The sequence below is a fragment of the Paraburkholderia sp. IW21 genome, assembly GCF_041321145.1.
Taxonomy (GTDB): Bacteria; Pseudomonadota; Gammaproteobacteria; order Burkholderiales; family Burkholderiaceae; genus Paraburkholderia.
Genome location: NZ_JBGGWA010000001.1, coordinates 691,727 through 715,093 on the forward strand (window position 1 = coordinate 691,727; position 23,367 = coordinate 715,093).

A 23,367-nucleotide genomic window follows, 5' to 3' on the forward strand; every position below is an offset into this window, starting at 1 on the left:
TGCAAGCCGGCGCGCGACCGGCACACGGAATCACTCTGATAAAAGCATCAAGGAGACGAAACATGGAACACGGACACCTCGCCGTTAGCACCCGCACCCGCTGGTACGACGGCCTGACGCCGATGCACTGGCGCGTGCTCAGGGCCAGCTTTCTGGGCTGGATTTTCGACGGTTACGAGGCGTTGGCCCTCGTGGTCGTACTCAGGCCGATGCTGCATTCGGTGCTGTCGCCGGAACAGGCCGCGTCGCCCACCATCTACGCCGGTCTCGTGATCGGCATCACGTTGCTCGGTTGGGGCGTGGGCGGTCTGGTCGGCGGCATTCTCGCGGACTACGTCGGGCGCAAGCGCATGATGCTGTGGTCCGTATTCCTGTACGCGGTGTTTTCCGGTTTGACGGCGTTCTCGTCGACCTTCTGGACGTTGTGCGCGCTGCGCTTTCTGACCGGTCTCGCAATGGGCAGCGAATGGAGCACAGGCATCGCGTTGTTGTCGGAGACCTGGCCGGAACAGGCTCGCGCGAAAGGCGCCGGTTTCCTGCAATCGGGCTTCGGCTGGGGCACGCTGACGGCGGTGTTGGTGTGGTACGCGCTTTCGTCGACGCAGCCGCTCGGCGCCGAAACCTGGCGGCTCATGTTCGTGCTCGGCGCGATTCCCGCGTTGTTCGTGCTGTATATCCGGCGCGGTGTCAACGAGTCGGAGAAATGGCAGCGCGCGGTGCGCGAAAAACGCTGGAGTGCGACGAATGCCGAGCCCGCAGCGGGCGCGACGGCCGATTCCGGCAAGCGCCCCTTCACGCTCGCGCAATTGTTCACCGAACGCGAAGCGCTGCGCCGCACGCTGATTCTGCTGGCGCTGTCGGTCGTCACGACGGTCGGCTGGTGGGCGATCTCCAGCTGGTTGCCCAGCTATACCGTGGCGATCGCCAAGGCCCAAGGTTTGCCCGACGCGTTGTCGTGGGGCTCGAAGGTCTCGATCACCTATACCGTCGGCGCGATCGTGGCCTACATGTTGGCGGGTTTCATCATCGATGCGATTGGCCGGCGTGCGTTCCTGTCGCTGAGCTTTGTCGGCTCGCTGGTGACCACGGTCATCACCTACAAGCTGGTGAACAACGTCGAAGCGATGATGCTGGTCGCGCCGATCAACGGCTTCTTTACGCTCGGCTGCGCCTATGTGTGGATGGCGATCTACCCGTGCGAGCTCTTTAACAGCTCGGTGCGTTCGACCGCGATCAGCGTCGTGTTCAACGCCGCGCGTCTGATCGCATGGGTTTTCCCGATCATTGCGGGCAGCATGATCAAATCGTTCGGCGGTGTGTCGCAGGCGGCATTGGCGCTCGGCTCGGTGTATCTGCTCGGCATCGTGTTGCCGTGGTTCCTGCCCGAGACGCGTGGCGAAGGCATGCCGGACTAGACAAGTGTGCTCGCCGGGACCTACGAGGACAACCAGCCACGTTTGATCGGCCACGCCAGCAGCTTGCGGTACGCGGTGACGAGACTGCGCGTCACCGGCGTGCCCGCCGCCCGCCACAGCGGCGCGATCAGCAGGAATGCGATGCATGCCACTGCAACGGCGCCCACCATGTCGAGCGGAAAGTGGACGCCGACAAACACGCGCGCCCACGCCACCGCGAGACCGGACAGCAGGATCGCCACGCCGTACCGTCTCGCACCATTCAGCAACAAGGTCAACGCGATACCGGCGAAGACGGTCCCATGATCGCTGGGGAACGACGAGTCGGGCGCGTGCTGCAGAAACGTATGGCCGATCCCGATCACGAACGGCCGGGGATGTTGCCAAACCAGACCGATCATCTGATTGAGCGCGAGGGCCAGCACGGTCACGCAACACGCGTGCACCGCGACCTCACGCTGACGCGCGTCGCCGAAGAGCCACATCGCGACAAGCGACAGCGGCACGAGATAGATGAGGTAATCGGCGATCAGGCGCGCCACGTCGATTTGCCACGCCGGTGTGGACGGCGTGGCGTTGATCATCAGAAAGAGCGCCTGATTGAACGTTTCAAGTGTATTCATGCCGTGAGTTTATAGACAATCGCGCACCGATCTTAGCGGGAGAACCTTAGGGAGCGCTTAGGCCGCTACGATGGCGAAATCGTCCGCCGTGAGACCGTGTAATCTGTCGATACGAAAAGCCGCATGTACGTTTAATGCGCGCCCGCAAGGGGTCGGGCAGCGTGTGTGAAATGTGAACACTCCAAGGAGATGAAACCGTGGTGAAGATCGATACGGACCGGTTGCTGACCGATCTCAAGCGACTGCGCAGCTTCGGGGCCACAGGTCCGGGCGTCGTGCGCCTCGCGCTCTCGCCGGTGGACCTTGAGTCGCGCCGCTGGCTGGTTGGGCGCATGGCGGAGGCGGGGCTCGATGCCGCAATCGACGGTGTGGGGACCGTATTCGGCCGCTCGCGCAACAGCGGGCCCGCGCTCGTCATCGGCTCTCATACGGATACCCAGCCCACCGGCGGCTGGCTCGACGGCGCGATGGGCGTCATCTATGGACTGGAGATCGCTCGCGCGCTGGCGGAAAACGACGCGACGCGTCACCTCGCGGTGGACGTGGCGTCATGGATCGACGAAGAGGGGACCTTTTCCGGCTTGCTCGGCAGCCGCAGCTTCGTCGGCGATCCGGTCGGCGCGTCGATCCGAAGCGCCACGAACCGGGAAGGGCAGCGCCTTCAGGACGTGCTGGAAGCCGCGGGTCTTGCCGGGCTGCCGCGCGCCTGCTTCGAGCCAGGCCGGCATGTCGCTTATCTGGAGCCGCATATCGAGCAAGGCGGCCGGCTGGAAGCCGCCGGGAAATCCATCGGCGTGGTCACCACGATCGTCGGGCTCCGCGAGTTGCGGGTGCGCTTCACAGGGCAGCGCAACCATGCCGGCACGACGCCGATGTCGATCCGGCGCGACGCCGGCGCGGCCCTGGTCGCTTTTATCGCCCGGATGAACGACGCGTTCGCGCCACTCGCGGATGCCGATACCGTCTGGACAGTGGGGCGCATCGATCTCGACCCGGGCTCGCTTAGCGTGGTGCCGGGCCAGGCCGACATGTATCTGCAATTCCGCGACGCGAACGCCGCGCGCCTGCGGGCGATGGAAGAGAGGCTCGCCGAACTCGTGCGGGACTTCGATGCGCAAGGCCCGGTCGGCGTGGCGCTAACAACCTTCGACGAACCCATGGAGCCGGTGACGATGGACGCGGCGCTCGCAGCGCATCTCGCGAGCGCCGCCGATACCCTCGCGCCGGGGCAATGGCTGCGCATGCCGAGCGGGGCCGCGCACGACGCTCAGGTCATCGCCCGTTGCATGCCGGCCTGCATGATGTTCGTGCCGAGCATTGGCGGCGTGAGTCACGATTTCATCGAAGATACGGCTGAGGCGCATCTCGTCCTCGGCTGCCAGGTCGCGGCCACCGCGGCGGCCGCTATGCTTCTGGAGCAGTCGGCGAGGCGATCGTGACGAACCTGGACCCAGGCATGGCGATTTCATCCTGCGCAACCTGACGGCCGACGACGTTGCCTGTCGGTCGAATGTTGGGTCGAATGTTGCCGTCCGCGGCGTATTTCATGAGTCGCAGGCGGCAAACATCTGGCTCAGCACACGGGTGCGCGTTATTTCCATTTCGAGCCGAGATTCTCCAGCCCGGCTTTCATGAGGTCTTCCGGCACCATTGCGACGCGCAGTTCGCAGTCCGCGTTGAATTTCAAAAACCACGGTTCCGCGAGTGCGGGAATTCCCGAGGGGTCATTCAGATTGACCACCAGCACCGCGCCGCGTGTTCCATTCTGCTCGGTGAAGTAGGCGGCCTCCGGTTTCACATCTTCAAGTATTTTCGCCATCACTTCGCCGATCGTGCCATCGCGTACCAGCGTGTTGAACGGTTCGTGCGGTATTCGTATGTTGAGAAGCATGCGCATGTCATCCTCCTGGTTGATGCCCAAAGGGCATCTAAAGGATAGGTGCTTTATGCGCGGCGGGCAGGATATCGAGAACGACTTCGGAAGGCCGGCATAGACGCACGCCGAGCGGCGTGACGACGATGGGTCGATTGATGAGAATCGGATGCGCCAGCATCGCGTCGAGCAATTGGTCATCGCTCAAGGACGCGTCCGCGAGGCCGAGTTCGGCGTAGGGCGTGCCTTTTTCGCGCAGCGCGGCGCGCACGGTGAGGCCGGCGCGCTCGATCAGGTCCTTCAGCGTGGCGCGATCAGGCGGGCTCTTCAGATACTCGATGATGTCGGGCTCGATGCCGGCATTGCGGATCATGGCCAGCGCATTGCGCGACGTGCCGCAATCGGGGTTGTGATAGATCGTGACGTTCATACACGTTGTCCTTTAACGCCGGGTTTTGCTTCATACCAGTGCTGCGAACGATTGACGACGCCGACCACCAGCAGCATGACCGGCACTTCGATCAGCACGCCGACCACCGTGGCAAGCGCGGCGCCCGAGTGAAATCCGAACAGACTTATCGCCGTGGCGACCGCAAGCTCGAAGAAATTGCTTGCGCCGATCAGACTCGACGGACCTGCGACGCAATGCGCGACGCCCAGCCGCCGATTGAGCAGATACGCGAGGCCGGAATTGAAGAACACCTGAATCAGAATCGGCACCGCGAGCATCGCGATAACGAGCGGCTCCCTGACGATCGCCTGCCCCTGAAAGGCGAACAGCAGCACGAGGGTCGCGAGTAACGCGCTGATCGAATAGGGTCCGAGGTGGGCGACCGCCTGCCGGAAATGCGCGTCGCCTTTGGTCATCAGACACCGGCGCAGCAGTTGGGCGAGGACGACCGGGATGACGATGTACAGGCCAACCGAAATGATCAGCGTGTTCCATGGCACCGTAATCGCCGACAAACCCAGCAGGAGGGCGACGAGCGGCGCGAACGCGACGATCATGATGGCGTCGTTGAGCGCCACTTGCGAGAGCGTGAAATACGGGTCGCCCTTGCAGAGTTGCGACCAGACGAACACCATCGCCGTGCACGGCGCGGCCGCCAGCAGAATGAGACCGGCGATATAGCTGTCGAGCTGATTCGCGGGAAGCCATGGCGCGAACACGTGCCGAATGAAAATCCAGCCGAGCAACGCCATCGAAAACGGTTTGACGAACCAGTTCACGAACACGGTCACGCCGATGCCGCGCCACTGGCTTTTCACCTGCGTCATCGCGGCAAAATCGATCTTGACCAGCATGGGAATGATCATCACCCAGATCAGCACGCCAACCGGGAGATTGACCTGCGCCACCTCCATGCGACCGATCGCCTGAAAGAGCTGGGGCAGTACCTGCCCGAGCAGGGTGCCGCCTACGATGCACAGCGCGACCCAGACGGTCAGGTAACGCTCGAAGAATCCGATTGCGGGCCGTGCGCCGCGAGTCCTGATGGTGGTCGTGCTCATTGTTCGCAGCAGCCGGGAAGGTCGCTCGCAGCGCAGGTCGTGCCGGCGCAGCAGTTTTCGGTCAGAAAGACGAGCAGGCCTGTCATCGCGTCGAAATTCGCGGTGTAGATGATGAAGCGGCCGTCCTGCCGCGGCTTCACCAACTCCGCATGGGTCAGGTCCTTCAGGTGGAAGGAAAGGCTTGAAGGGGAAAGCCCCAGCTGTTGCGCGATTTCACCGGCGGCCATGCCGTCCGGCCCGGCCACGACCAGCAAACGGAAGATCGCCAGCCGCGATTCGTGGGCGAGCGCGCCAAGGGCGCGTACAACGAGGTTTGAGTCCATGGCGAAACGATACCCTTATCGTTTCTATATTTCAAGTATTGTTGAAATAATATGATCTGCGGGCGATGTGACCGGTCACGAGGTCTTGAACGCCACCGGCTGCGGTCATCGCGCCGACTTCATCCGGCTCAGTTTCCGAACAAGGAGGTCTGCGTGCCGCGACTGGGTGCCGGGCGTGCCGGTTTCACCCGCGTTTCCAGATCGACCGCTCCCGGCGCGGCGGCCGAAGCCGAAGCCGAAGCCGAAGCCGAAGCCGATTCCAGCAAAGTCTGTCCGGCCTCGAGCGACAGGAGAAACATCTTGTTGGTCAATCCTCCGGCAAAACCGGTCAGCTCGCCTGAAGCGCCGATCACGCGATGACACGGCGCCACGATGGAGATCGGATTTCTGCCGTTCGCCGCGCCCACGGCGCGCACCGCATTGACGTTGCCGATTTGCGTGGCAATGTCCGAGTAGCTGCGCGTTTCGCCGAACGGGATCGTCAATAGCGCCGCCCAAACTTTCTTCTGGAAGTCCGTTCCCTGGAAATCGAGTGCAAGGTCGAACCGATCTCTCGTGCCGGCAAAATATTCATTGAGCTGCCGCTCGGTTTCGATCAGGATCGGACGATCATCGGCTTCCACCCGCTCCGGCAGACGCACCCGGTTCGGTTTGTCGTTCTCCCACAGAATGGCGGCCAGCCGGTCGCCGTTTGCAACGAGCTTGAGTTCGCCGACGGGAGAATCCATCAACTTGTATGCGTATGTCACCTGGTTGCTCCTGGCTGGTTGGGGCTGAGACGGCGTCCCGACGGGCGATGCATGCACCCGTAATGGAATGGAATAGCGCCCATATCTGACAAGTTAAACCTCATCTTATCCGAGGGCCCTCGGGATCTTGCGGTTCAATTCATCGCGAATCACGACCGCGCGACCGCGCCCGACCCGCGAGTCAGTAGAATCGATACCTTCTGCACAACGCTCACCGGCAACCGGGTAGCTTCTCCACCACTGTGACAACCACTCTTGAACAACTGCGGGCCGGACAACTGGCGGGTACTCGCCGGCTCAAACTGACGTGCGGGTTGAGCGAATTTCCCCGCGAGATTTTCGATCTGGCCGACACCCTGGAAATTCTCGACCTGTCGGGCAATGCACTCACGTCGCTGCCTGACGATTTGCCGCGGCTGAGCAAGCTGCGTGTCATCTTTGCTTCCGACAACCCGTTCACTGAATTGCCGGAAGTCCTGGGGCAGTGTTCGCAACTGAGCATGGTCGGCTTCAAGGCAAACCGCATCCGCACAGTGTCGGGCACATCGCTGCCCCCTCAACTGCGTTGGCTGATCCTCACCGACAACGAGCTCGAAGCACTCCCTCCGGAAGTCGGCGCCTGTACGCAACTGCAGAAGCTGATGCTTGCCGGTAACCGGTTGCGAACACTGCCCGAGCAACTGGCCGCCTGCTCGCGGCTCGAACTGCTGCGTCTCGCGGCGAATCAACTTGATGGACTGCCTGCGTGGTTGTTGCGTCTGCCCCGGCTTGCGTGGCTGGCTTACGCCGGCAATCCATTCAGCGAAGCGCTGGAGACGATGGCATTGATCGATACGCCGATCGTCGACACTCGATGGGATGAGTTGAAACTCGAACAGCAGTTAGGCGAGGGTGCTTCCGGTGTGATTTATCGTGCGGAGCTTCTTGCACGTCATGGCGACACGTCCCGGCCTGTCGCCGTCAAGTTGTTCAAGGGCACGGTGACCAGCGATGGATTGCCTGACTGCGAGATGGCGGCTTGCATTCGTGCCGGCGATCATCCGAACCTGATTCCGGTGGTGGGCAAAGTGAAGGACCATCCAGCGGGCACCCACGGTCTGGTCATGGAACTGATCGATCCGCAATTCACCAACCTCGCCGGGCCACCGAGCCTCGAATCGTGTACGCGCGATATCTATGCCGCCGCCACGCGCTTCGAGTGGGCTTCGGCGGTACGCATTGCATACGGCATCGCTTCCGCAGCGTGTCATTTGCATCGGCAAGGCGTGATGCATGGCGATCTGTACGCACACAATATTCTGCGCGGCGGCCAAGGTCGCGCGTTGCTGGGTGATTTTGGCGCGGCGTCTTTCTATGCGACTGATGATCGGCAACTCGGCCGTTCGCTTCAACGCCTGGAAGTCAGGGCGTATGGTTGTCTGCTCGAGGAGTTGCTCGACCGATGCGACGGACTGGATACCGAGGCGCACATCGCGGCGAAGCTGGTGAAGTTGAAAGAGAATTGCTTGAGTGAGGAGGTCGACAGCCGGCCGCTGTTCGATGAAATTGCTGCCGATTTGTCGGCGCTGATGGATTCCGATCATGGCGACGGGGCAGCGTTGCCCGCGATTTGATCGGCTTTGGTGTGAACGCAACGTGCCCATTTCGTCAGCCCGAGCTAATAGGAGAAAATTCATGACGCAGAGGATGCGCCGCCGTGTGCTGATGGCCGGCACGCTTGCTGCGGCCGGCCTGACAGGGGCGGCACGTGCCGATGTGATGCAGGCCGGCATGCTGAAGATCGCCCTCGTGTTGAAGTCGCTCACCGATCCGTTCACGGTAGCGCTGGCGGGCGCGGCGCAGAACTATCAGAAGCACTACGCGTCGCAGTTCGGTTTGACGGTTCGTGGAACAACCACGGAGACCGACACTTCCGGGCAAATCCGGATGGTGGACGAGTTGATCAAGGCCCGGATGAACGCGATCGTTGTCGCGCCGATTGACTCGAAGGCGCTGACAGCGATCGTCGCGCGGGGAATCAAGGCGGGAATCATCATGGTCACCATCGACAACCCGCTCGACGATGCCGCGCAGGATGCCGCCGGTATTTCCGTGCCGTTCGTCGGCCCGGACAACCGCAAGGGTGCGATGCAGGTGGGGAATTATCTTGCTGGACGGCTCAAGGCCGGGGAGCAGGTCGGGATCATCGAAGGCGTTTCCGCGGAACGCAACGCGCTGCAACGCACGGCGGGTTGCAAGGATGCGATGAACGCGGCCGGCATGAAGATCGTCGCGATACGAAGCGCCGACTGGGAGTATGGGAAAGGAAGAGACGTGGCGTCGAGAATGTTGGCGGACTACCCGCGGATCCGTGCGTTGATGTGCGGCAACGACACCATGGCGATGGGGGCGGTGGATGCGGTGCGCGATGCGGGCAGAACCGGCGGCGTTTATATCACCGGCTACAACGATAACGATGCGATCAAGCCGCTGATCGCCGACGGCCGCGTGCTCGCCACGATGAATCAGTTTGCCGAGCGGCAAGCCGTGTTTGGGATCGATGTGGCATTGAAGGCGGTCACCGAACAGAGAAAGCAGAGCGAGTTGTCGCGGGTGATAGAGACACCGCTGCAGTTGGTGACGAGCGAGAATCATTGACGGACGAGAAGTACGAAAGTCGCCGCGCTCTGCTTACAAAAGACGTTCTAAAAGAATAAAACTTAATGTAAGTGAATGTAATCGAAATCCTTCGGTAACATTCGTGACTCGTTGAGTCTCCAGAATGGTCCGCTGCTCATGCCGCCTATACGGCGGCGAGCAGGCCGCCAGTTCACCCCCATACCTGTCTGGAGACAAACCGATGAGTAGTCCCTTCCGCTACGCGTTGCCCTCAGGATTGATCCTCGCCGCATTGCTTAGCGCATGCGGCGGCCATGATGACAATCCCAGCACGTCAACGCCCGCGTCGAACGGAATCGCCAGCGCGCAGCATGTGCTGCTTGTGAGCGTCGACGGCATGCATCAGCAGGATCTCGCCAACTGTATCGCCAATAAAACCTGTCCGAACATCGCGGCACTTGCGCAGACAGGCGTGACCTATTCGAACGCCTTCACGCCGGGTCTCTCGGATTCGTTCCCGGGTCTGGCCGCGCTGCTCACGGGCGGGTCGCCGAAAACCGCCGGCCTCTTCTATGACGTCTCCTATGACCGCACGCTCTACGCTCCGAGCGATACGCAGTGCAAAGGCGCGCAAGGCTGGAACGTGGTGTTCGACGAAACGACCGGTATCGATGCAATGAACGGCGGCGCGCTCGTCCACATGAACGGCGGCGGCGCATTCAATCCGCAAGCCATTCCGAACGCGAAGGTGAACGGGGTCTGTACGCCGGTCTATCCGCACAACTACATCAAGACCAACACGGTCTTCGAAGTCGTCAAGTCGCAAATGGCCAACGCCCGCACCGCCTGGGCGGACAAGCATGCGTGGGGCTATGACTGGGTGAATGGACCGTCGGGCAAGGGCGTCGACGATCTGGCGCGCACCGAAATCAATTCGATCGACCCGGCGACGAAGACCAACTACACCGACGTTTATACGCATACCGAAACGTTCGACAATCTGCACGTGCAGGCGATCATTAACCAGATCGACGGCAAAGACTCCACCGGCACGACCACGCCGGGTGTGCCGACCGTCTTCGGCACCAACTTCCAGACGCTGAGCGTCGCGCAGAAAGCAACCAATGCATCGGGTGGCGGCTATACGGACGCCAACTTCACGCCCGGTCCGCAGGTTGCCGCCGCGATCACCTATGTCGACACGGCAATCGGCAAAATGGCAGCCGAACTGAAAGCGCGGAACCTGGCCGCGTCGACCGTGTTCATCGTCACGGCCAAGCACGGTCAATCGCCCTCCGACCATACGAAGCTGGTCAAGAATGGCGACTCGTTGACGGCTCTGCTCGAAGCCAACAACTATCTCGACTCGAAAGGCAACTTCGGCCAGTTCGCGACGACGAGCGGCAACCTGAACGACGGCACCGGCCTCGTGGGTACGGGCATGGCCCAGACCGACGATGTCGGGTTGATCTGGCTGCGCGACCAGACGCAAGCCGCGCAGGTCGTGGCGACACTGCAGGCTAATCTGTCGTGCACCTCGACGGGCATCTGCGCAGACGGTCCGCAGGCCTACATCCTGACCGGCGCCGCGCTGGCGGCGAAGTTCGGCGATCCAGCGCAAGGCCGCACGCCGGACATCGTCGTGCAGCCGAATCCGGGCGTGATCTATACCGGCAGCAAGGTGAAAGACGCTGAACACGGCGGCAATGCGCCGGACGATAGCCACCTCGGCCTGCTGGTTTCGTATCCGACGCTGCAGGCGGCAACGAACGCCACGACGGTCAGCACGACCCAGGTGGCGCCGACCATTTTGAAGTCGCTGAATCTGAACCCGTCGCTGCTGCAATCGGTGGCGGTGGAAGGCACGCAAGTGCTGCCGGGCCTGGGCTTCTAACGGTCTTTGCTGTCCGTGCCGTTCTGATCGTCACGGGTTGGAGAGCAGGCGAGTGAGCGGCTTCACTCGCCTGCCGTCAATTGTCAACACCATCCGGGTCCCGAACGTGCGCTCGCGCACGAAGATCGCGCCCGGACTCGTCATCTATCCCATTTCCCTTCTTGCCCTTGCGGCGCGTGGCGGCTGGACAAGCCCCTCGTAGCAAACCCTCCCACCCCCTCCCGCTGGGTTCGCCCCTACCGCAAGTGTAGGGAGTTGACCCATCCCAGGCGCCCGCGCGCATCTGCAGAATCCATCTACGGGTCCGTGTCGCACGAACCCGTCGTGTGCCCACGGTAGAGCATGGCCTCCAGCGCGGTTCGCGCTGGCTGACCCCTGGACGGAGGTCATATGTTCAGCATTCCCATGTGTCGGAACGGCTTTGCAGCGCTGCTGTTGCTGCTATTCGCGTTGCCGTCGTTCGCCCAGTCGTTCCGCGTGCAATGTCCGCCGACGACGACGTTGCATCCGAACGCGCTGCCGTCCGGCGCGGGCGAGCCGGCTTATATCGGCCCGTCGGCGACCGCCCCCGGCTCGACGGCAAAGACCTATGTCAATGGCGCGATCAAATGCCAGCAGATTTCGGGCGGCGACGGTTACGCGACGATGGGCGACGGCACGCAGACCTACATGTTCTCCTTCGGTCCGTTATCCGGCCTCGCCGACATTCGGAACGGCCTGCCCGGCACCCAGTTCGCCTCGGTGTTCAACACCGTCGGCGACGCCACGGTCGATCTGAACTACAACGGCGCAGTCGGCCTTGCGCCGGACCCGGAATCGGTGCCGGCCGGCCAGCTGACCGGTCACGTCGACCCGCGGCCGATCATGGACATCGGCGTGATGAACGGCAACATTCCCGCGCCGACCATGGCCATCGACGAGGACGACGAGTTCTTCCTGACGCTCACCAACGTCGGGATGATCATGCGCCCCGACCTGTTCGAACAGCACACGGTGCACTTCCACGGCTACCCGAACGCTTCGGCTTTCTTCGACGGCGTGCCGGATGCCTCGGTAGCGATCAACATCGGCGCGAGCTTTACCTACTACTACCTCTCGCCCGACGCCGGCACCTACTTCTGGCACTGCCACATCACGCCGCCTGAGCATCTGCAAATGGGGATGGTCGGACAGATCTACGTGCGACCCCGGCAGAACCGGGTCACCACGGCCACGCTCTACGACTCGCTGGTAGCGCAGCAGCTCGACCCGCGCACGCGGTGCGGCACCGACATTCTCTGCTCGGCGCCGCTGCCGCCGCAGAACAGCGTGAGGCACATGAAGAACAAGAGCGGCACGCCGACGCTCTACGCCTACAACGACGGCGACGGTTCGACCGCCTACGACGTGGAGTATCCGATCCAGATTCATGGCTTCGATCCGAACTTCCACTTCATCGGCATGACCTTCAATCCCGAGCCGTTCGTCGATATGAAGGACAAACACTTCATGTTGAACGGCCGCAGCTATCCGGACACGGTCACGCCGGGTCCGATGCAAACGCCGGTGGCGGACGGCTCAAAGCACTATTCGCAACCCTTGCCGGCGTTGATCAACATTCCGGCCGGCGGCAAGGCGCTGCTCAGAATCTCGGACCTCGACGTCACCGAGTTTCAGACGCTCGCCTCGCTCGGCATTCCGATGCACGTGATCGGCATGAACGCCCGGCTATTGCGCGATCTGGCCGGCAACGACATGACCTACACCACGAACTCGATCACGCTGGGCGGCGGTGAGTCGATCGACGTGATTCTCGACGCGAGCGATACGACGAAGTACTCGCCAGGCGCGATCTATTACCTGTACACGCCGAACCTCGATCACCTGTCGAACGACGCCGAGAATTTCGGCGGGTTGATGACCGAGGTCCACATCTGCCATTCGGTGGACCCGACCACGAAGTCCTGCTCCTAGGAGAACAACCGTGGGTAACTTCATCAACACAAGGTGGATCGCGATGCGTGCGGAGCTGGCATGCGTGGCGCGTATCGGGCGCAGTACACGATTGGCACGCATCGCACGCATCGCACGCATCGCGCGCTTCGGCGTCACGCTGCTGGCTGCGCTGTTTTGCCTGCAGGCGCAGGCCGCCGCGCCCGGGATCACCGGCACGACGTTCGACTTCAGTGCCGAGGCGAACCGTATCAGTCAGCCGGATGGCACGAGCATTTATTCCTGGGGGTATGGCTGCCGCACGGCGCCGGCGGGATTTTCGCCGGCGGGCATCCCGGGCGCGAACTGTCCGAGCATGCAGATTCCGGGGCCGACGCTGATCGTCAAACAGGGCGACGTCGTCACCATCACGCTCACCAACAACCTGCCGGCTGCCGCGGGCAACACCTCGATCCTGTTTCCCGGCTTCCAGGTGTGCGCGGCGGTGCTGAACCCGGACGGCACCTGTCCGGCGACGCAAACCGGCGTGCCGGGTGTGCTGACGCGCGAGGCGACGCACGGCAACACGGTGACCTACAGCTTCGTCGCGGCGACGCCGGGCACGCATAGTTACTACAGCGGCACGCAGGGCGATCTGCAGATCGAAATGGGTCTGTTCGGCGCGCTGATCGTGTTGCCGACTACCTCGACCGGTTCGCTCGCCGTGCCGACGGGTTGCCGCGCGGTATCCGCGAGTCTTCCCGACGGGCAACCCGATTACCGCAATGCCGCGGCAGCCTACAACCATAGCGCGACCTGCTACGACCGCGAGTATCTGTTCCAGTTTTCCGAAATGGATCCGCGCATCCATCTGCAGGCCGAGCAGGAGGCCGCCAAATCCTGCACCCAACCCACCGGCTGCATGAGCGTCGAAACGGAGCCCTATCACCCGGCCTATTACATGATCAATGGACGTTCGATGCCGGACGACATGGATCCGAACTACGCGCAGCAATATCCGAATCAGCCGTACAACGGCAATCCGCACATGCATCCGGGCGAGCTGGTGCTGTTGCGGGTGATCGGCACGGGGCGCTGGCAGCACCCTTTCCACGAACACGGTAATCACGTGCGAGTGCTGGCGCGCGACGGCAACCTGCTGCTCAGCAAGACGGATCCGACCAAACTCGCGGGCCCCTTGCTCTTCACGACCACGACGACGCCCGGCCTCGCCCTGGACGGCATCTTCTACTGGACCGGCCGCGGCCTGAATTGGGACGTCTACGGACACAAGCCGGGCGACGGCAGCGTCTGCATTCCGGACGCCAACGGCTACTACACGGCCGATCCGAAAGCGCCGAACTACTACGAGTGGTGCGCCGATCACAACAAGGCGCTGGAAGCCCATCCATTCGGCAACGTGGGGAGCGGCGGCCCGGTGACCTTGCCGGATGCACGTGTGCTCACCAACGGCACATGGTACGGCGGCAGTCCCTATCTCGGCCCGGACGCCACCGTTCGCGCCACGGCTTTCACCGGGACGACGCCGCCGAGCGGCACGGTCGTGAATCCACCGTCCAGCGAAGCGGGCTTTGCCTACATGTGGCACTCACACAATGAACGCGAGATCACCACGAACAACATCTTCCCTGGCGGAATGATGATGATGATGCTCGTGGATCCACAAGCTTTCACGATCAACGAAGGCAATTAGAGGCGGGGAGAAACGCGATGAGATCCACCCAGTTCAAAGGGACGCTCCTCGGTCTGATCAAGGCGGGCGTAGCGGCCACGATCCTGCTCACGGCGAGCGGCATGAGCTTCGCCCAAAGCGTCAGCCTGACGGCGAAAGCCGCAACGATCGCACTTCCCGATGGCCAGGTCGTGCCGATGTGGGGCTATACCTGTTCCGCCCCGGCAGTGGGGAACGCCGCGTGCGCGGCGTCGAATCCCGGCGCGGGCGCGAACTGGTCGCCCGTCGTGATTACGGTGCCGCCGGGATCGCTGACGATCAATCTCAAGAACAGTCTGCCGGGTTCCGTGCCGACCTCGCTCGTCGTGGTCGGGCAGCTCGGCGGTGGCCTCGGCACGACGGCGACGAGTACGCCGAGCCCCGTGCACGCGACGCAAACGGCGACCACCTGGCCGATCGCCAGCAGCGCGAGCGGCGCGACCTTTACCCCTCCCGCCCAGCCGCCGCGTGTGCAGTCGTTCGCCAGCGAAGTGACGAATGGTCAAACGACCTCGCTCACCTGGAACAATCTGAAGCCCGGCACCTACCTGATCGAATCGGGCACCCATCCCTCCATTCAGGGGCCGATGGGTTTGTACGGGGTGCTCGTGGTCCGAACGCCGGCCAACGGCAGCACGCGCGCGCTCGCCTATCCCGGCATCCGTTATGACGCGGACGTGCCGCTGGTGCTGAGTGAAATCGATCCGGTGCAGAACGCCGCGGTGGCCTCCGCGGTCACGACGTCCGGTTTCAGCGAAACCAAAGTATGGTCGGGCCAGCCCGGTGGCTGCGGTAATCCGTCTTCGTCGACCTTCGGCAGCTGCTATCCGCCGGCGGTGAACTACGATCCGCGCTACTACCTGATCAACGGTGTCGCGTTCGACCGCTCGAACGCCGCCGGCTCGACCTTTCCAGTCGCCGCGCCGGCCTCCACCGGGCTCGTGCTGCTGCGTTTCGTCAATGCCGGGCTGAAGATGCACATTCCGTCCGTGGTGGGTGCGCAAACCGGCAATCCGCCTATGTCCGGCTTCTCGCTGGTCGCGGAAGACGGCAACGTTTTGCCCGGCAATCTGCGGGTTCAGACATCGGCGTTTCTTGCTGCCGGAAAAACCTATGACGTGCTGATCAATGCACCGGCTGCCGGCTCGCTCGCCTTGCCCGTGTTCGACCGCGAGCTCAGCCTGTCCACCAACAATCAGCGCGATGGCGGGATGCAGGGCTACATCAGTGTCAACGGCGGCGCCGTGGGGATGTCGGCGGCCGGCAATTCCGGCGCGAAGGCTAACGCCGACAAGTACTTCCTCGTGGCGGGCAATACCTTGAGCGTGGCCGATCCCGGCCGTGGCGTGATCGCCAACGACGTGGGCGTGTACGGCGTGCAGGTCAAGACCCCGCCAACGGGCGGCGTACTCACCCTCAATCCGAACGGTACCTTCACGTATGTGCCGAACAGCGGCACGACTTCGGACAGCTTTGTCTATCAGGCGAACGGCAACCCCGCGCTGACGGCCAAGGTGACGCTGGCGGCTTGCACCGCGGGTGACCACTGCCTGTCCGGCAAACCGGTCGCCAACGACGACCTGTACAGCAGCAATGTCGCCTCGTTCATGCATGTCGGCGCGCCAGGCGTGCTTGGCAACGACACGGATGCTTCCGGCCTGCCACTCACCGCGACGCTGTCGGGCACGGCAACGGGCGGCACGGTCACGCTGAATGCCGACGGGTCGTTCAACGTCGTACCATCCGCGCCGCCGAAGGGTAACTCGACCGCTACCGTGACCTTCCAATACAAGGCGGTCAATTCGCAGAATACGGCGAGCGCGCTCGCGACCGTGACCGTGTCGTTCAAGGGCGGCAGCGGACTCGCCGTGGCGGTGAAGGACGCGCCGACCGGCACGCTGATCAACGACTATCGCTGGATCATCGAAGAGGACCGTACCTTCCAGATCGACCCCGCCTGCCAGGTGAACGGCGCGGGGCGTCCGGCTTCCTGCCCGCCGTTGCCGGTGCCGAGCCTTGGCACCAGTTTCCATACCAGCTACATGCCGGTTATCGCGTCGGGCTGCATGGGAACCGTCTCATGCGAGTCGGGACAGACGGTGTTCGACCCGTCTACCAGCACGCATGTGCCTGCGGTGTGCGATGTCGGCAACGGAGCGTGCCGCACCGACGCTTCGCAACAGACCCCGGTCGATCCCGCGCAGGTCGCGCTCGATCCGACGAAGCACTATTACATCTCGATCTTGCCGGGCGACGCAGGCAACACCTTCTCGCAAGGCTCCGGCACACCGAAGCCCGTCAAAAAGAGCGATCCCACCGGCCCGCAACGGCAATTCGACATTGCGAAAGATTGCCCGTCGGGCCCCGGCGGCGCGGATTTCGCGCCCGGCAGCGGCGCCTGCGGCCACGCCATGGGCGGTGCCCCGATCGCGCCCGCGCAGACGGCAGTCAACGTGGCGCTGCAACAAACGCCGCTGCAGACCGCGAAGATTTCCGTGTTCGTGTTTGAAGACGACGCCCCGGTCAATGGCGAAGTGGACGTCAGCGGCGGCACCGATGCCTTCGGCACCGCGCGCGAACCGGGGCTGGGCGGCTTCGAAATCAAACTCTTCGACGACGCCGGCGGCACGGGCGACCCGACCGGGCAGATGACGTATGACATGTTCAACATGCCGCTGTCCAACTCGCTGGCGGGATTGAAGGACCCGGCCACCGGTCTCGACGCCTGCCCGATTTCAAAGACGACACATGACGGCCTCGTCGGCATGATTCCGACGTGTCCCAAGTTCGAGTCCGACGGCAAGACGCTGTCGCCGCTCGTGGGGCAGGCCATCATCGCCAATCTGATGCCCGGCCGTTATGGTGTGTCCGCGTATCCGGCGGCCGACCGGATCGGACGCGGTGAAGAGTGGCTCCAGACCAATACGCTCGACGGCCAGAAAGCGCACGACGCGTTCATCAAGGTCGGCGGCCCGGCGTACTTCCAGGAGTTCGGGCCGGCCGGTTTCCACGTGACGATCGGCTTTGCGAATCCGAAGATCATCAATGCGCGCCTGCCGGGTGTTTGCAAAGGGGTGACCTGCAACAACGGGATCAAGGGCAGGATTACCAATCTGCACTACAGCCGGCCGCCTAACGAAAATCTGTACGGCGCGGGCTCGCGCGATTCGCTGAGCTTCACACAGTGCTACGTGAGCGTGGGCGATCCGGACGGTGAGGATATCGCCTTCACCAAATGCGCTGCCGACGGCTCGTTCAGCGTGAGCGGCCTGCCCGACGGCACCTTCAGAATCACGGTGTTCGACCAGTGGAACGACCAGATCGTGGACGGACTGGCGACGGCCGTCGCGTTGAAGGGAGGACAGACGCAGAACGTCGGCGATCTCTCGGTGCTTCAATGGCATACGAATCTGTACACGCGGACTTTCCTCGATACCAACGGCGACGGGGTATCGCAGGGCAGTGAACCCGGGCTCGCGCTCGTGCCGACCAACATCCGTTTCCGCGACGGCAGCTATTCGAACTTCAATAACACCGACCTGAACGGCTACGCGTCGTTCAACGAAGTGTTCCCGCTGTTCAACTGGTACGTCGCCGAAGCCGATACGACGCGCTTCAAGCAGACCGGCGTCCATGCGGTCTACGACGCGGGCGGCGCGCCGGACGGCACGCCTGGCGGCGGCACCTCGACCATCGCGGCCCACTTCGCCAATACCAAGGAATCGGCCACGGCGCACCTGCCGACCAACCTTCGCTTTCCCGGCTCGGTGTACTGCAACGACGCGGATTGCAATGACCGCTCCGGCACGAATCCATCGACAGGCCGGATCGATCCGCCGTGGGTGACCACGATGGGCTGGCAAGGATTCTCGGGTCAGAGTTCCTTCCTCGAATTCGGCAAGACGCCGTTCGGCCCAACGGAAAACGGCGGCATCTATGGCGAAGTGATCTATGCGTCCACCCGTCCGTTCGACGACCCGACCTTCCTCGTTCATACGAGCTGGACGCCGAACGTGCCGAACGTCACGGTGAACCTCTATCAGGAGAAGATCGCCGCTGACGGCACACAGAGCCTTGCCCTCGTCGATACGACAAAGACGAGCAGCTGGGACGACTGGGCGCAGGGCTTCCGTTCGGATGGCGTGCCGAACATGAATTGCCCGGGCCAGGAAACCACCGACCCGTTCTTCTTCACGCTGAAGAACAGCAAGCAATGGCTTGATTCCCAGCAGCGCGCGTTGCCTGCGCACTCGCAATTCAAGTGCTATGACGGCATGCACGCATTCAACCAGTTGCAGCCTGCGCCTTACGATGGGAAGTATCAGTTCCCGAGCGTGACGGGCCGCAACCCGGACAGCGGCAAGCCGACCGGCACGAACTGCGCGATTTGCGTGGCGAATCCGTCCGGCGACGGGACCAAGATGCTGCCCGCGGGCAAGTACGTGGTGGAAGTCATCGTGCCGCCGGGATATGAACTCGTGAAGGAGGAAGACAAGAACATCCTGATCGGCGACAACTTCATCGCGCCGGTGACGCAGCAGTTCGGCGGCCTCGGGAACATCTTCATCCTGCCCGACCAGGCGGCGGTGAATTCGACCTACAACGCGAACAATGCGCAGAATCCGACGACCGATCTCGGCTCGCAGCCGCGCAATGAAAAGGGCACAGGCAGTATCGAAACTTTCTGGCCATGCGTCGGCGCACTGCGTATCGTGCCCGACTACATCAGCCTGTTCCCCGGCTCTCAGGAAGTCGCACCGTTCGCGGGCGCGTCGCGGCATCTGTGCGATCGCAAGGAAGTCACGCTGACCAACCAGACGGCGGCGCTCGCGAAGTTCTGGGTGTTCAGTTCCACCCACGTCGCCGCTCACTTCACGGGCTTCATGCTGGACGACTTCTCGTCGGAGTTCGACCCGTACTCGCCGCAATTCGGCGAAAAGTTCGCGGTGCCGAACGTGCCGGTTTCGCTGAAGGATTTCGCCGGCAACGAAGTGTCGCGCGTCTATTCGGATCAATGGGGCATCTTCAACGGCCTGAACTATTCGACGTGGGAAGTGAATCCGCCGAACCCGACGGGTTACGCGCCGACCATGATGGTGGCCTGCATGAACGATCCCGATATGCCCGATCCGGCGCACCCCGGGAAGACGAAACGTGATCCGCTCTACAACCCTGCGTACAGCCAGTTCTGTTACGAGATTCCGTTCATGCCGGGGCAGACGCAATACATGGATACGCCGGTCGTGCCGGTCCAGGCCTTCGCGGATGGCTACAACCAGCCCGATTGCGCCTATCCCGACGCCACCCCGGCCATCTCGGCGGTCACAGGCGATTCGAGCGGCGGCGGTGCCGGCCCGTGGGTGAGTCAGGCCGGCCATACGCTGACGATCAAGTCGCTCGGCGACCAGACCGTGATCAACCATGCCTACACCGGGCCGGGTGCGACCAAGGCGCCGTACAACCAGAAGTTCATCACACGGCACTATGGTTTCGGCCCCGCGAAGGGCACTGGAAAAGTGACGATCGGCGGTGTCAATGCGCTGGTGACGTCATGGAGCGACAACCAGATCACGGTGACGGTGCCGATCCTGAGCGCGGCGCAATCGAGCTGCACGATCCAGCAACGTGGCGTGACCACGCCGACGCGCTGCGGCGAACTGGCCATCACGGCTGACAACGGCAAAAAGTCGATCGATACCGTCACGGTCACGATCGGCGGGAAGGCGCCTGCGTATGTGGCCGGCGAGAACGGCGCGAGCAACGCCATCCAGACCGCCATCGACAAGGCGGCCCCCGGCGACATGATCGTCGTCGGACCCGGTACCTACAACGAGATGCTGCTGATGTGGAAGCCGGTTCGTCTGCAAGGCGTGGGGGCGACCTCTGTCACCGTCAACGCGAATACCCATCCGTCCGGCAAGATGGACCCGTGGCGCAGACAGGTCGACTGCCTGTTCGGCGTCTCGCTGAACGGTGGGCTCATCAAGTCGGGCAATCCGTACGATCCGACCGGCACGTATTCGTGCACGGCCGCGATGCAGCGGCAGGTGGACGCGATTCCGCTCGAACCGACGGTGGGTTGGGATAACACGCTGAACGGCAATCTCGGCGAGCTGCTGATCGAACCGACGCTGATGGGCGCCTACGAAGGCGCCGGCATCACGGTGCTCGGCAAGGGCGTGCGCGACGTGCGGATCGGCGGCGTGCTGCAGCAGGACCCGAACTGCACGGCGAACGGCATCTGCACGCCGCTTACCGGCAGCAATGCGGATTGCAATCAGTACTCGAGCAACTTCCTGTGCAATCCGTCGCGGGTGGACGGGCTGACCTTCACCAACAGTTCGCAAGGCGGTGGCGGGATCTTCCTGCACGGCTGGAACCACTATACGGAGGTGTCGAACAACCGCGTGACGAGCAATGCCGGAACGCTCACGGGCGGCATCACGATCGGCCAGGTCGAAGTGCCCGACGGCACCATCGCCGCGGACGGCGTCACGCAGTTGCCGTTCGAATACAACACGCACGTCAATGTGCATCACAACGCGGTGACCTCGAATGCGTCGTACGGCGATGAAATCAACTCGACGACGCCTTCGTCCGCGGCCGGTGTGACATTCTGCTCGGGCGCCGACAACTATCACTTCAACTACAACTGGGTGTGCGGCAACATGAGCAGCGGCGACGGCGGCGGCATGGCTCACTTCGGGTTCAGCTACAACGGAGACATCTCGCACAACTGGGTGATCTTCAACCAGAGCAACAACCCGACGTTGCCGACCTACGGCGGCGGCATCATCGCCCAGGGCGTGCCGCCGGACGGCACCTTCTGCGAAAACTCGACGGTGGATATCGACTGTGCGCCGCAGTTGTCCGACGGCGTCGGCCCGGGCCTCGTGATCGACGGCAACCTGATTGTCGGCAACACCGCTGAAAGCGGTAAGGGCGGCGGTCTGCGCTTGCAGAACATCAACGGCACGGATGTGCAGCGCAGCCCGAACAACAGCAACGCGTGGTACGCGGTGAGCGTGATCAACAACATCGTGGCGAACAACGTGGCGGGCTGGGCGGGCGGCGGCGTGTCGATGCAGGATGCGGTGCGGGTGAGCTTCATCAATAACACCGTGATGTCGAACGATTCGACTTCGTCGGCCGGCGTGCTGTTCAACACGGCGCTGGCGGCGCAGGCGAACGTCGGGCCGCCGAATTGCACGACCGTGGGTTCGGAAACCACGTGCAGCCCGATCACGACGTCCACGTTCCAGCCGTCGGGCCTCGAGGTCGCCCGGCATACGTCGAACTTCATCAGTGCGTTCACGAAGCCGAACGTGAAGTGTCCGGCGAATCTGCCGAACTGCACGACGATCTCGAACCCGGTGCTGAAGAACGACGTGTTCTGGCAAAACCGCTCGTTCTACATCACCGTGTCCGGGCTCAACCCGAATATCCCGGGCTTGCAGAACGCGGTCGCGTTGAACCCGACGTTGAACCAGACGGGCCAGAAGACCGGGTACTGCGATCCGCACGCGATGTACTGGGATATCGGCGCCTACGGCGATACGAAGCCCTCGACGCATGAGTCGGGCGTGACGCTGGCTCCGCAATACTCGATCCTGACCAATGCCGGCGACTATCCGAACGCGCATAACAGCGCCTCGAATCCGGACGTGGTGAGTCAGTACTGCAACGGCTCGCGGGTGCCTCCGGAAGGCGGCGGAAACGGCTTTGCGGTGCCCCCGGGCATTGCCGACACCGTGCTGCCGAATCCGCTCTTCAGCCTGCTGCCCTCGGCGACGCCGGACGAAGGCAACAACTGGATCAATATGTCGTACGGGCCGCTGTCGCTATTCAACGCCACGATTCCGACGGGCACCGCGGGCTACGGCGTGCCGCTCGGCAACTACGCGATCGAGTCGGATTCGCCGGCGGTCAATGCGGCCACGCCGGTCGGCGCGCCGAACCATGACTTCTTCGGCACGCGGCGGCCGCAGCTCGGCGCGGTCGATATCGGTGCGGTCGAGTTGCCGCGCACGGGCGGGCTTGCCGGCCTCCTCGGCTTGTTGACCGGAAGCAAGTTGCCGTTCGGTCCTGCCGGGCTCGACCAGTTGCTGAACGACTTCGGCAATGCGACTCAGGGCGGGGTATTACCGCCGCAGTTGCAAGGCGCGTTGGGGGGACTCTTTCAATGAAACTCCCATCGTCGCCGGGGCGGCGTGCAGGGTTGCTTGCAGCGGGCGTTTGCCTCGCCGCCGCCATGCTGAAGCCGGCTGCGGCGCAGCAAGACCCGGCGACGGCGGCAGCACAGAGGCCGGCCGCGTCGGCGTCGGCGTCGGCTTCGCTCAGGAGGTCGCCGTATATGCCGGTGAAGGTGCCGCAGCACGCGAAGAATCTGTATCAGATGATGCGCGGCGTCGACAACCTGAGCGTGCGGCGCACCGCATCGGGCAATCTGCTGCGCTTCAGCTATCGCGTCACCGATCCGGCGGTCGCGCAACTGCTCGGCGACAAGAACACCGTGCCCTATCTGTACGGCGAGGCGAGCCATGCGCTTCTGGAAGTGCCGGTGATGGATACGATCGGCCAGCTCCGGCAGACCGGTCCGCTGGAGGTCGGCCAGGAATACTGGATGGTGTTTTCCAATAAAGGCAATCTGATCAAGGCCGGGGATCGCGTCAACGTCCTGATCGGTGCGTTTCATATCGATGGGCTGGTCGTCGAATGATCGCATCGCGGCGATCCG

General features: G+C 63.0%; 15 protein-coding genes. 9 read left to right on the forward strand and 6 right to left on the reverse strand.

What is annotated here, in order from left to right:
- Nucleotides 1–62: 62 nt before the first annotated feature.
- Nucleotides 63–1,415 (forward strand): MFS transporter, encoded by a 1,353-nt coding sequence (locus tag ACAX43_RS03005; protein WP_370706920.1) that lies wholly within the window; start codon nucleotides 63–65, stop codon nucleotides 1,413–1,415.
- Nucleotides 1,416–1,435: 20 nt separating this feature from the next.
- On the opposite strand, the gene ACAX43_RS03010 is transcribed toward ACAX43_RS03005, so the two are convergent.
- The gene (locus ACAX43_RS03010) at nucleotides 1,436–2,038 is read right to left on the reverse strand and encodes a phosphatase PAP2 family protein (protein WP_370706921.1); all 603 of its coding nucleotides are present in this window, start codon (nucleotides 2,036–2,038) and stop codon (nucleotides 1,436–1,438) included.
- Nucleotides 2,039–2,235: 197 nt separating this feature from the next.
- Between ACAX43_RS03010 and ACAX43_RS03015 the strand changes: the two genes are divergently transcribed.
- Nucleotides 2,236–3,477 (forward strand): Zn-dependent hydrolase, encoded by a 1,242-nt coding sequence (locus ACAX43_RS03015; RefSeq protein WP_370706922.1) that lies wholly within the window; start codon nucleotides 2,236–2,238, stop codon nucleotides 3,475–3,477.
- A 152-nt stretch (nucleotides 3,478–3,629) separates the two neighbouring features.
- Here the strand turns inward: ACAX43_RS03015 and ACAX43_RS03020 are convergent, their stop codons facing one another.
- The 5 genes from ACAX43_RS03020 to ACAX43_RS03040 all read right to left on the reverse strand — a co-directional run bounded on the left by ACAX43_RS03020 (nucleotide 3,630) and on the right by ACAX43_RS03040 (nucleotide 6,495).
- The gene (locus ACAX43_RS03020) at nucleotides 3,630–3,935 is read right to left on the reverse strand and encodes a panthothenate synthetase (protein ID WP_370707093.1); all 306 of its coding nucleotides are present in this window, start codon (nucleotides 3,933–3,935) and stop codon (nucleotides 3,630–3,632) included.
- A gap of 31 nt (nucleotides 3,936–3,966) precedes the next feature.
- Nucleotides 3,967–4,341 carry an arsenate reductase (glutaredoxin) gene (arsC, locus tag ACAX43_RS03025; RefSeq protein ID WP_370706923.1) on the reverse strand — a complete coding sequence of 125 codons (375 nt, stop codon included), beginning with the start codon at nucleotides 4,339–4,341 and terminating at the stop codon, nucleotides 3,967–3,969.
- Nucleotides 4,338–5,423 (reverse strand): ACR3 family arsenite efflux transporter, encoded by a 1,086-nt coding sequence (gene arsB / locus ACAX43_RS03030; RefSeq protein WP_370706924.1) that lies wholly within the window; start codon nucleotides 5,421–5,423, stop codon nucleotides 4,338–4,340. The genes arsC and arsB overlap by 4 nt, the downstream gene beginning before the upstream one ends.
- Complete coding sequence (locus ACAX43_RS03035; RefSeq protein WP_370706925.1) at nucleotides 5,420–5,746, reverse strand: ArsR/SmtB family transcription factor; 327 nt, start codon at nucleotides 5,744–5,746, stop codon at nucleotides 5,420–5,422. The genes arsB and ACAX43_RS03035 overlap by 4 nt, the downstream gene beginning before the upstream one ends.
- A 128-nt stretch (nucleotides 5,747–5,874) precedes the next feature.
- Nucleotides 5,875–6,495 (reverse strand): methylated-DNA--[protein]-cysteine S-methyltransferase, encoded by a 621-nt coding sequence (locus tag ACAX43_RS03040; protein ID WP_370706926.1) that lies wholly within the window; start codon nucleotides 6,493–6,495, stop codon nucleotides 5,875–5,877.
- 242 nt (nucleotides 6,496–6,737) lie between these two features.
- On the opposite strand from ACAX43_RS03040, the gene ACAX43_RS03045 reads away from it, so the two are divergent.
- The 7 genes from ACAX43_RS03045 (at nucleotide 6,738) to ACAX43_RS03075 (ending at nucleotide 23,349) form a co-directional block, all read left to right on the forward strand.
- Entirely contained in the window at nucleotides 6,738–8,108 is a 1,371-nt protein-coding gene (locus ACAX43_RS03045; RefSeq protein WP_370706927.1) for a protein kinase, read from the forward strand.
- 61 nt (nucleotides 8,109–8,169) lie between these two features.
- On the forward strand, nucleotides 8,170–9,132 hold the full coding sequence (locus ACAX43_RS03050; RefSeq protein WP_370706928.1) for a substrate-binding domain-containing protein: 963 nt from the start codon (nucleotides 8,170–8,172) through the stop codon (nucleotides 9,130–9,132).
- Nucleotides 9,133–9,334: 202 nt separating this feature from the next.
- A complete protein-coding gene (locus ACAX43_RS03055) occupies nucleotides 9,335–10,987 on the forward strand; it encodes an alkaline phosphatase family protein (RefSeq protein WP_370706929.1) in 1,653 nt (550 codons plus the stop codon).
- A 390-nt stretch (nucleotides 10,988–11,377) separates the two neighbouring features.
- Complete coding sequence (locus ACAX43_RS03060) at nucleotides 11,378–12,940, forward strand: multicopper oxidase domain-containing protein (protein WP_370706930.1); 1,563 nt, start codon at nucleotides 11,378–11,380, stop codon at nucleotides 12,938–12,940.
- 43 nt (nucleotides 12,941–12,983) lie between these two features.
- Nucleotides 12,984–14,612 carry a multicopper oxidase domain-containing protein gene (locus tag ACAX43_RS03065; RefSeq protein WP_370707094.1) on the forward strand — a complete coding sequence of 543 codons (1,629 nt, stop codon included), beginning with the start codon at nucleotides 12,984–12,986 and terminating at the stop codon, nucleotides 14,610–14,612.
- Nucleotides 14,613–14,629: 17 nt separating this feature from the next.
- Nucleotides 14,630–22,816, forward strand: a complete 8,187-nt coding sequence (locus ACAX43_RS03070) for an Ig-like domain-containing protein (RefSeq protein ID WP_370706931.1) — start codon at nucleotides 14,630–14,632, stop codon at nucleotides 22,814–22,816.
- On the forward strand, nucleotides 22,813–23,349 hold the full coding sequence (locus ACAX43_RS03075) for a hypothetical protein (protein ID WP_370706932.1): 537 nt from the start codon (nucleotides 22,813–22,815) through the stop codon (nucleotides 23,347–23,349). The genes ACAX43_RS03070 and ACAX43_RS03075 overlap by 4 nt, the downstream gene beginning before the upstream one ends.
- Nucleotides 23,350–23,367 lie beyond the last annotated feature (18 nt).

Bases quoted from the DNA above. Each gene is read 5' to 3' on its own strand.
- ACAX43_RS03005 (WP_370706920.1), top strand. From the start codon at position 63: ATGGAACACGGACACCTCGCCGTTAGCACCCGCACCCGCTGGTACGAC.
- ACAX43_RS03010 (WP_370706921.1), bottom strand. From the start codon at position 2,038: ATGAATACACTTGAAACGTTCAATCAGGCGCTCTTTCTGATGATCAAC.
- ACAX43_RS03020 (WP_370707093.1), bottom strand. From the start codon at position 3,935: ATGCGCATGCTTCTCAACATACGAATACCGCACGAACCGTTCAACACG.
- arsC (WP_370706923.1), bottom strand. From the start codon at position 4,341: ATGAACGTCACGATCTATCACAACCCCGATTGCGGCACGTCGCGCAAT.
- arsB (WP_370706924.1), bottom strand. From the start codon at position 5,423: ATGAGCACGACCACCATCAGGACTCGCGGCGCACGGCCCGCAATCGGA.
- ACAX43_RS03035 (WP_370706925.1), bottom strand. From the start codon at position 5,746: ATGGACTCAAACCTCGTTGTACGCGCCCTTGGCGCGCTCGCCCACGAA.
- ACAX43_RS03050 (WP_370706928.1), top strand. From the start codon at position 8,170: ATGACGCAGAGGATGCGCCGCCGTGTGCTGATGGCCGGCACGCTTGCT.
- ACAX43_RS03055 (WP_370706929.1), top strand. From the start codon at position 9,335: ATGAGTAGTCCCTTCCGCTACGCGTTGCCCTCAGGATTGATCCTCGCC.
- ACAX43_RS03060 (WP_370706930.1), top strand. From the start codon at position 11,378: ATGTTCAGCATTCCCATGTGTCGGAACGGCTTTGCAGCGCTGCTGTTG.
- ACAX43_RS03065 (WP_370707094.1), top strand. From the start codon at position 12,984: ATGCGTGCGGAGCTGGCATGCGTGGCGCGTATCGGGCGCAGTACACGA.
- ACAX43_RS03070 (WP_370706931.1), top strand. From the start codon at position 14,630: ATGAGATCCACCCAGTTCAAAGGGACGCTCCTCGGTCTGATCAAGGCG.
- ACAX43_RS03075 (WP_370706932.1), top strand. From the start codon at position 22,813: ATGAAACTCCCATCGTCGCCGGGGCGGCGTGCAGGGTTGCTTGCAGCG.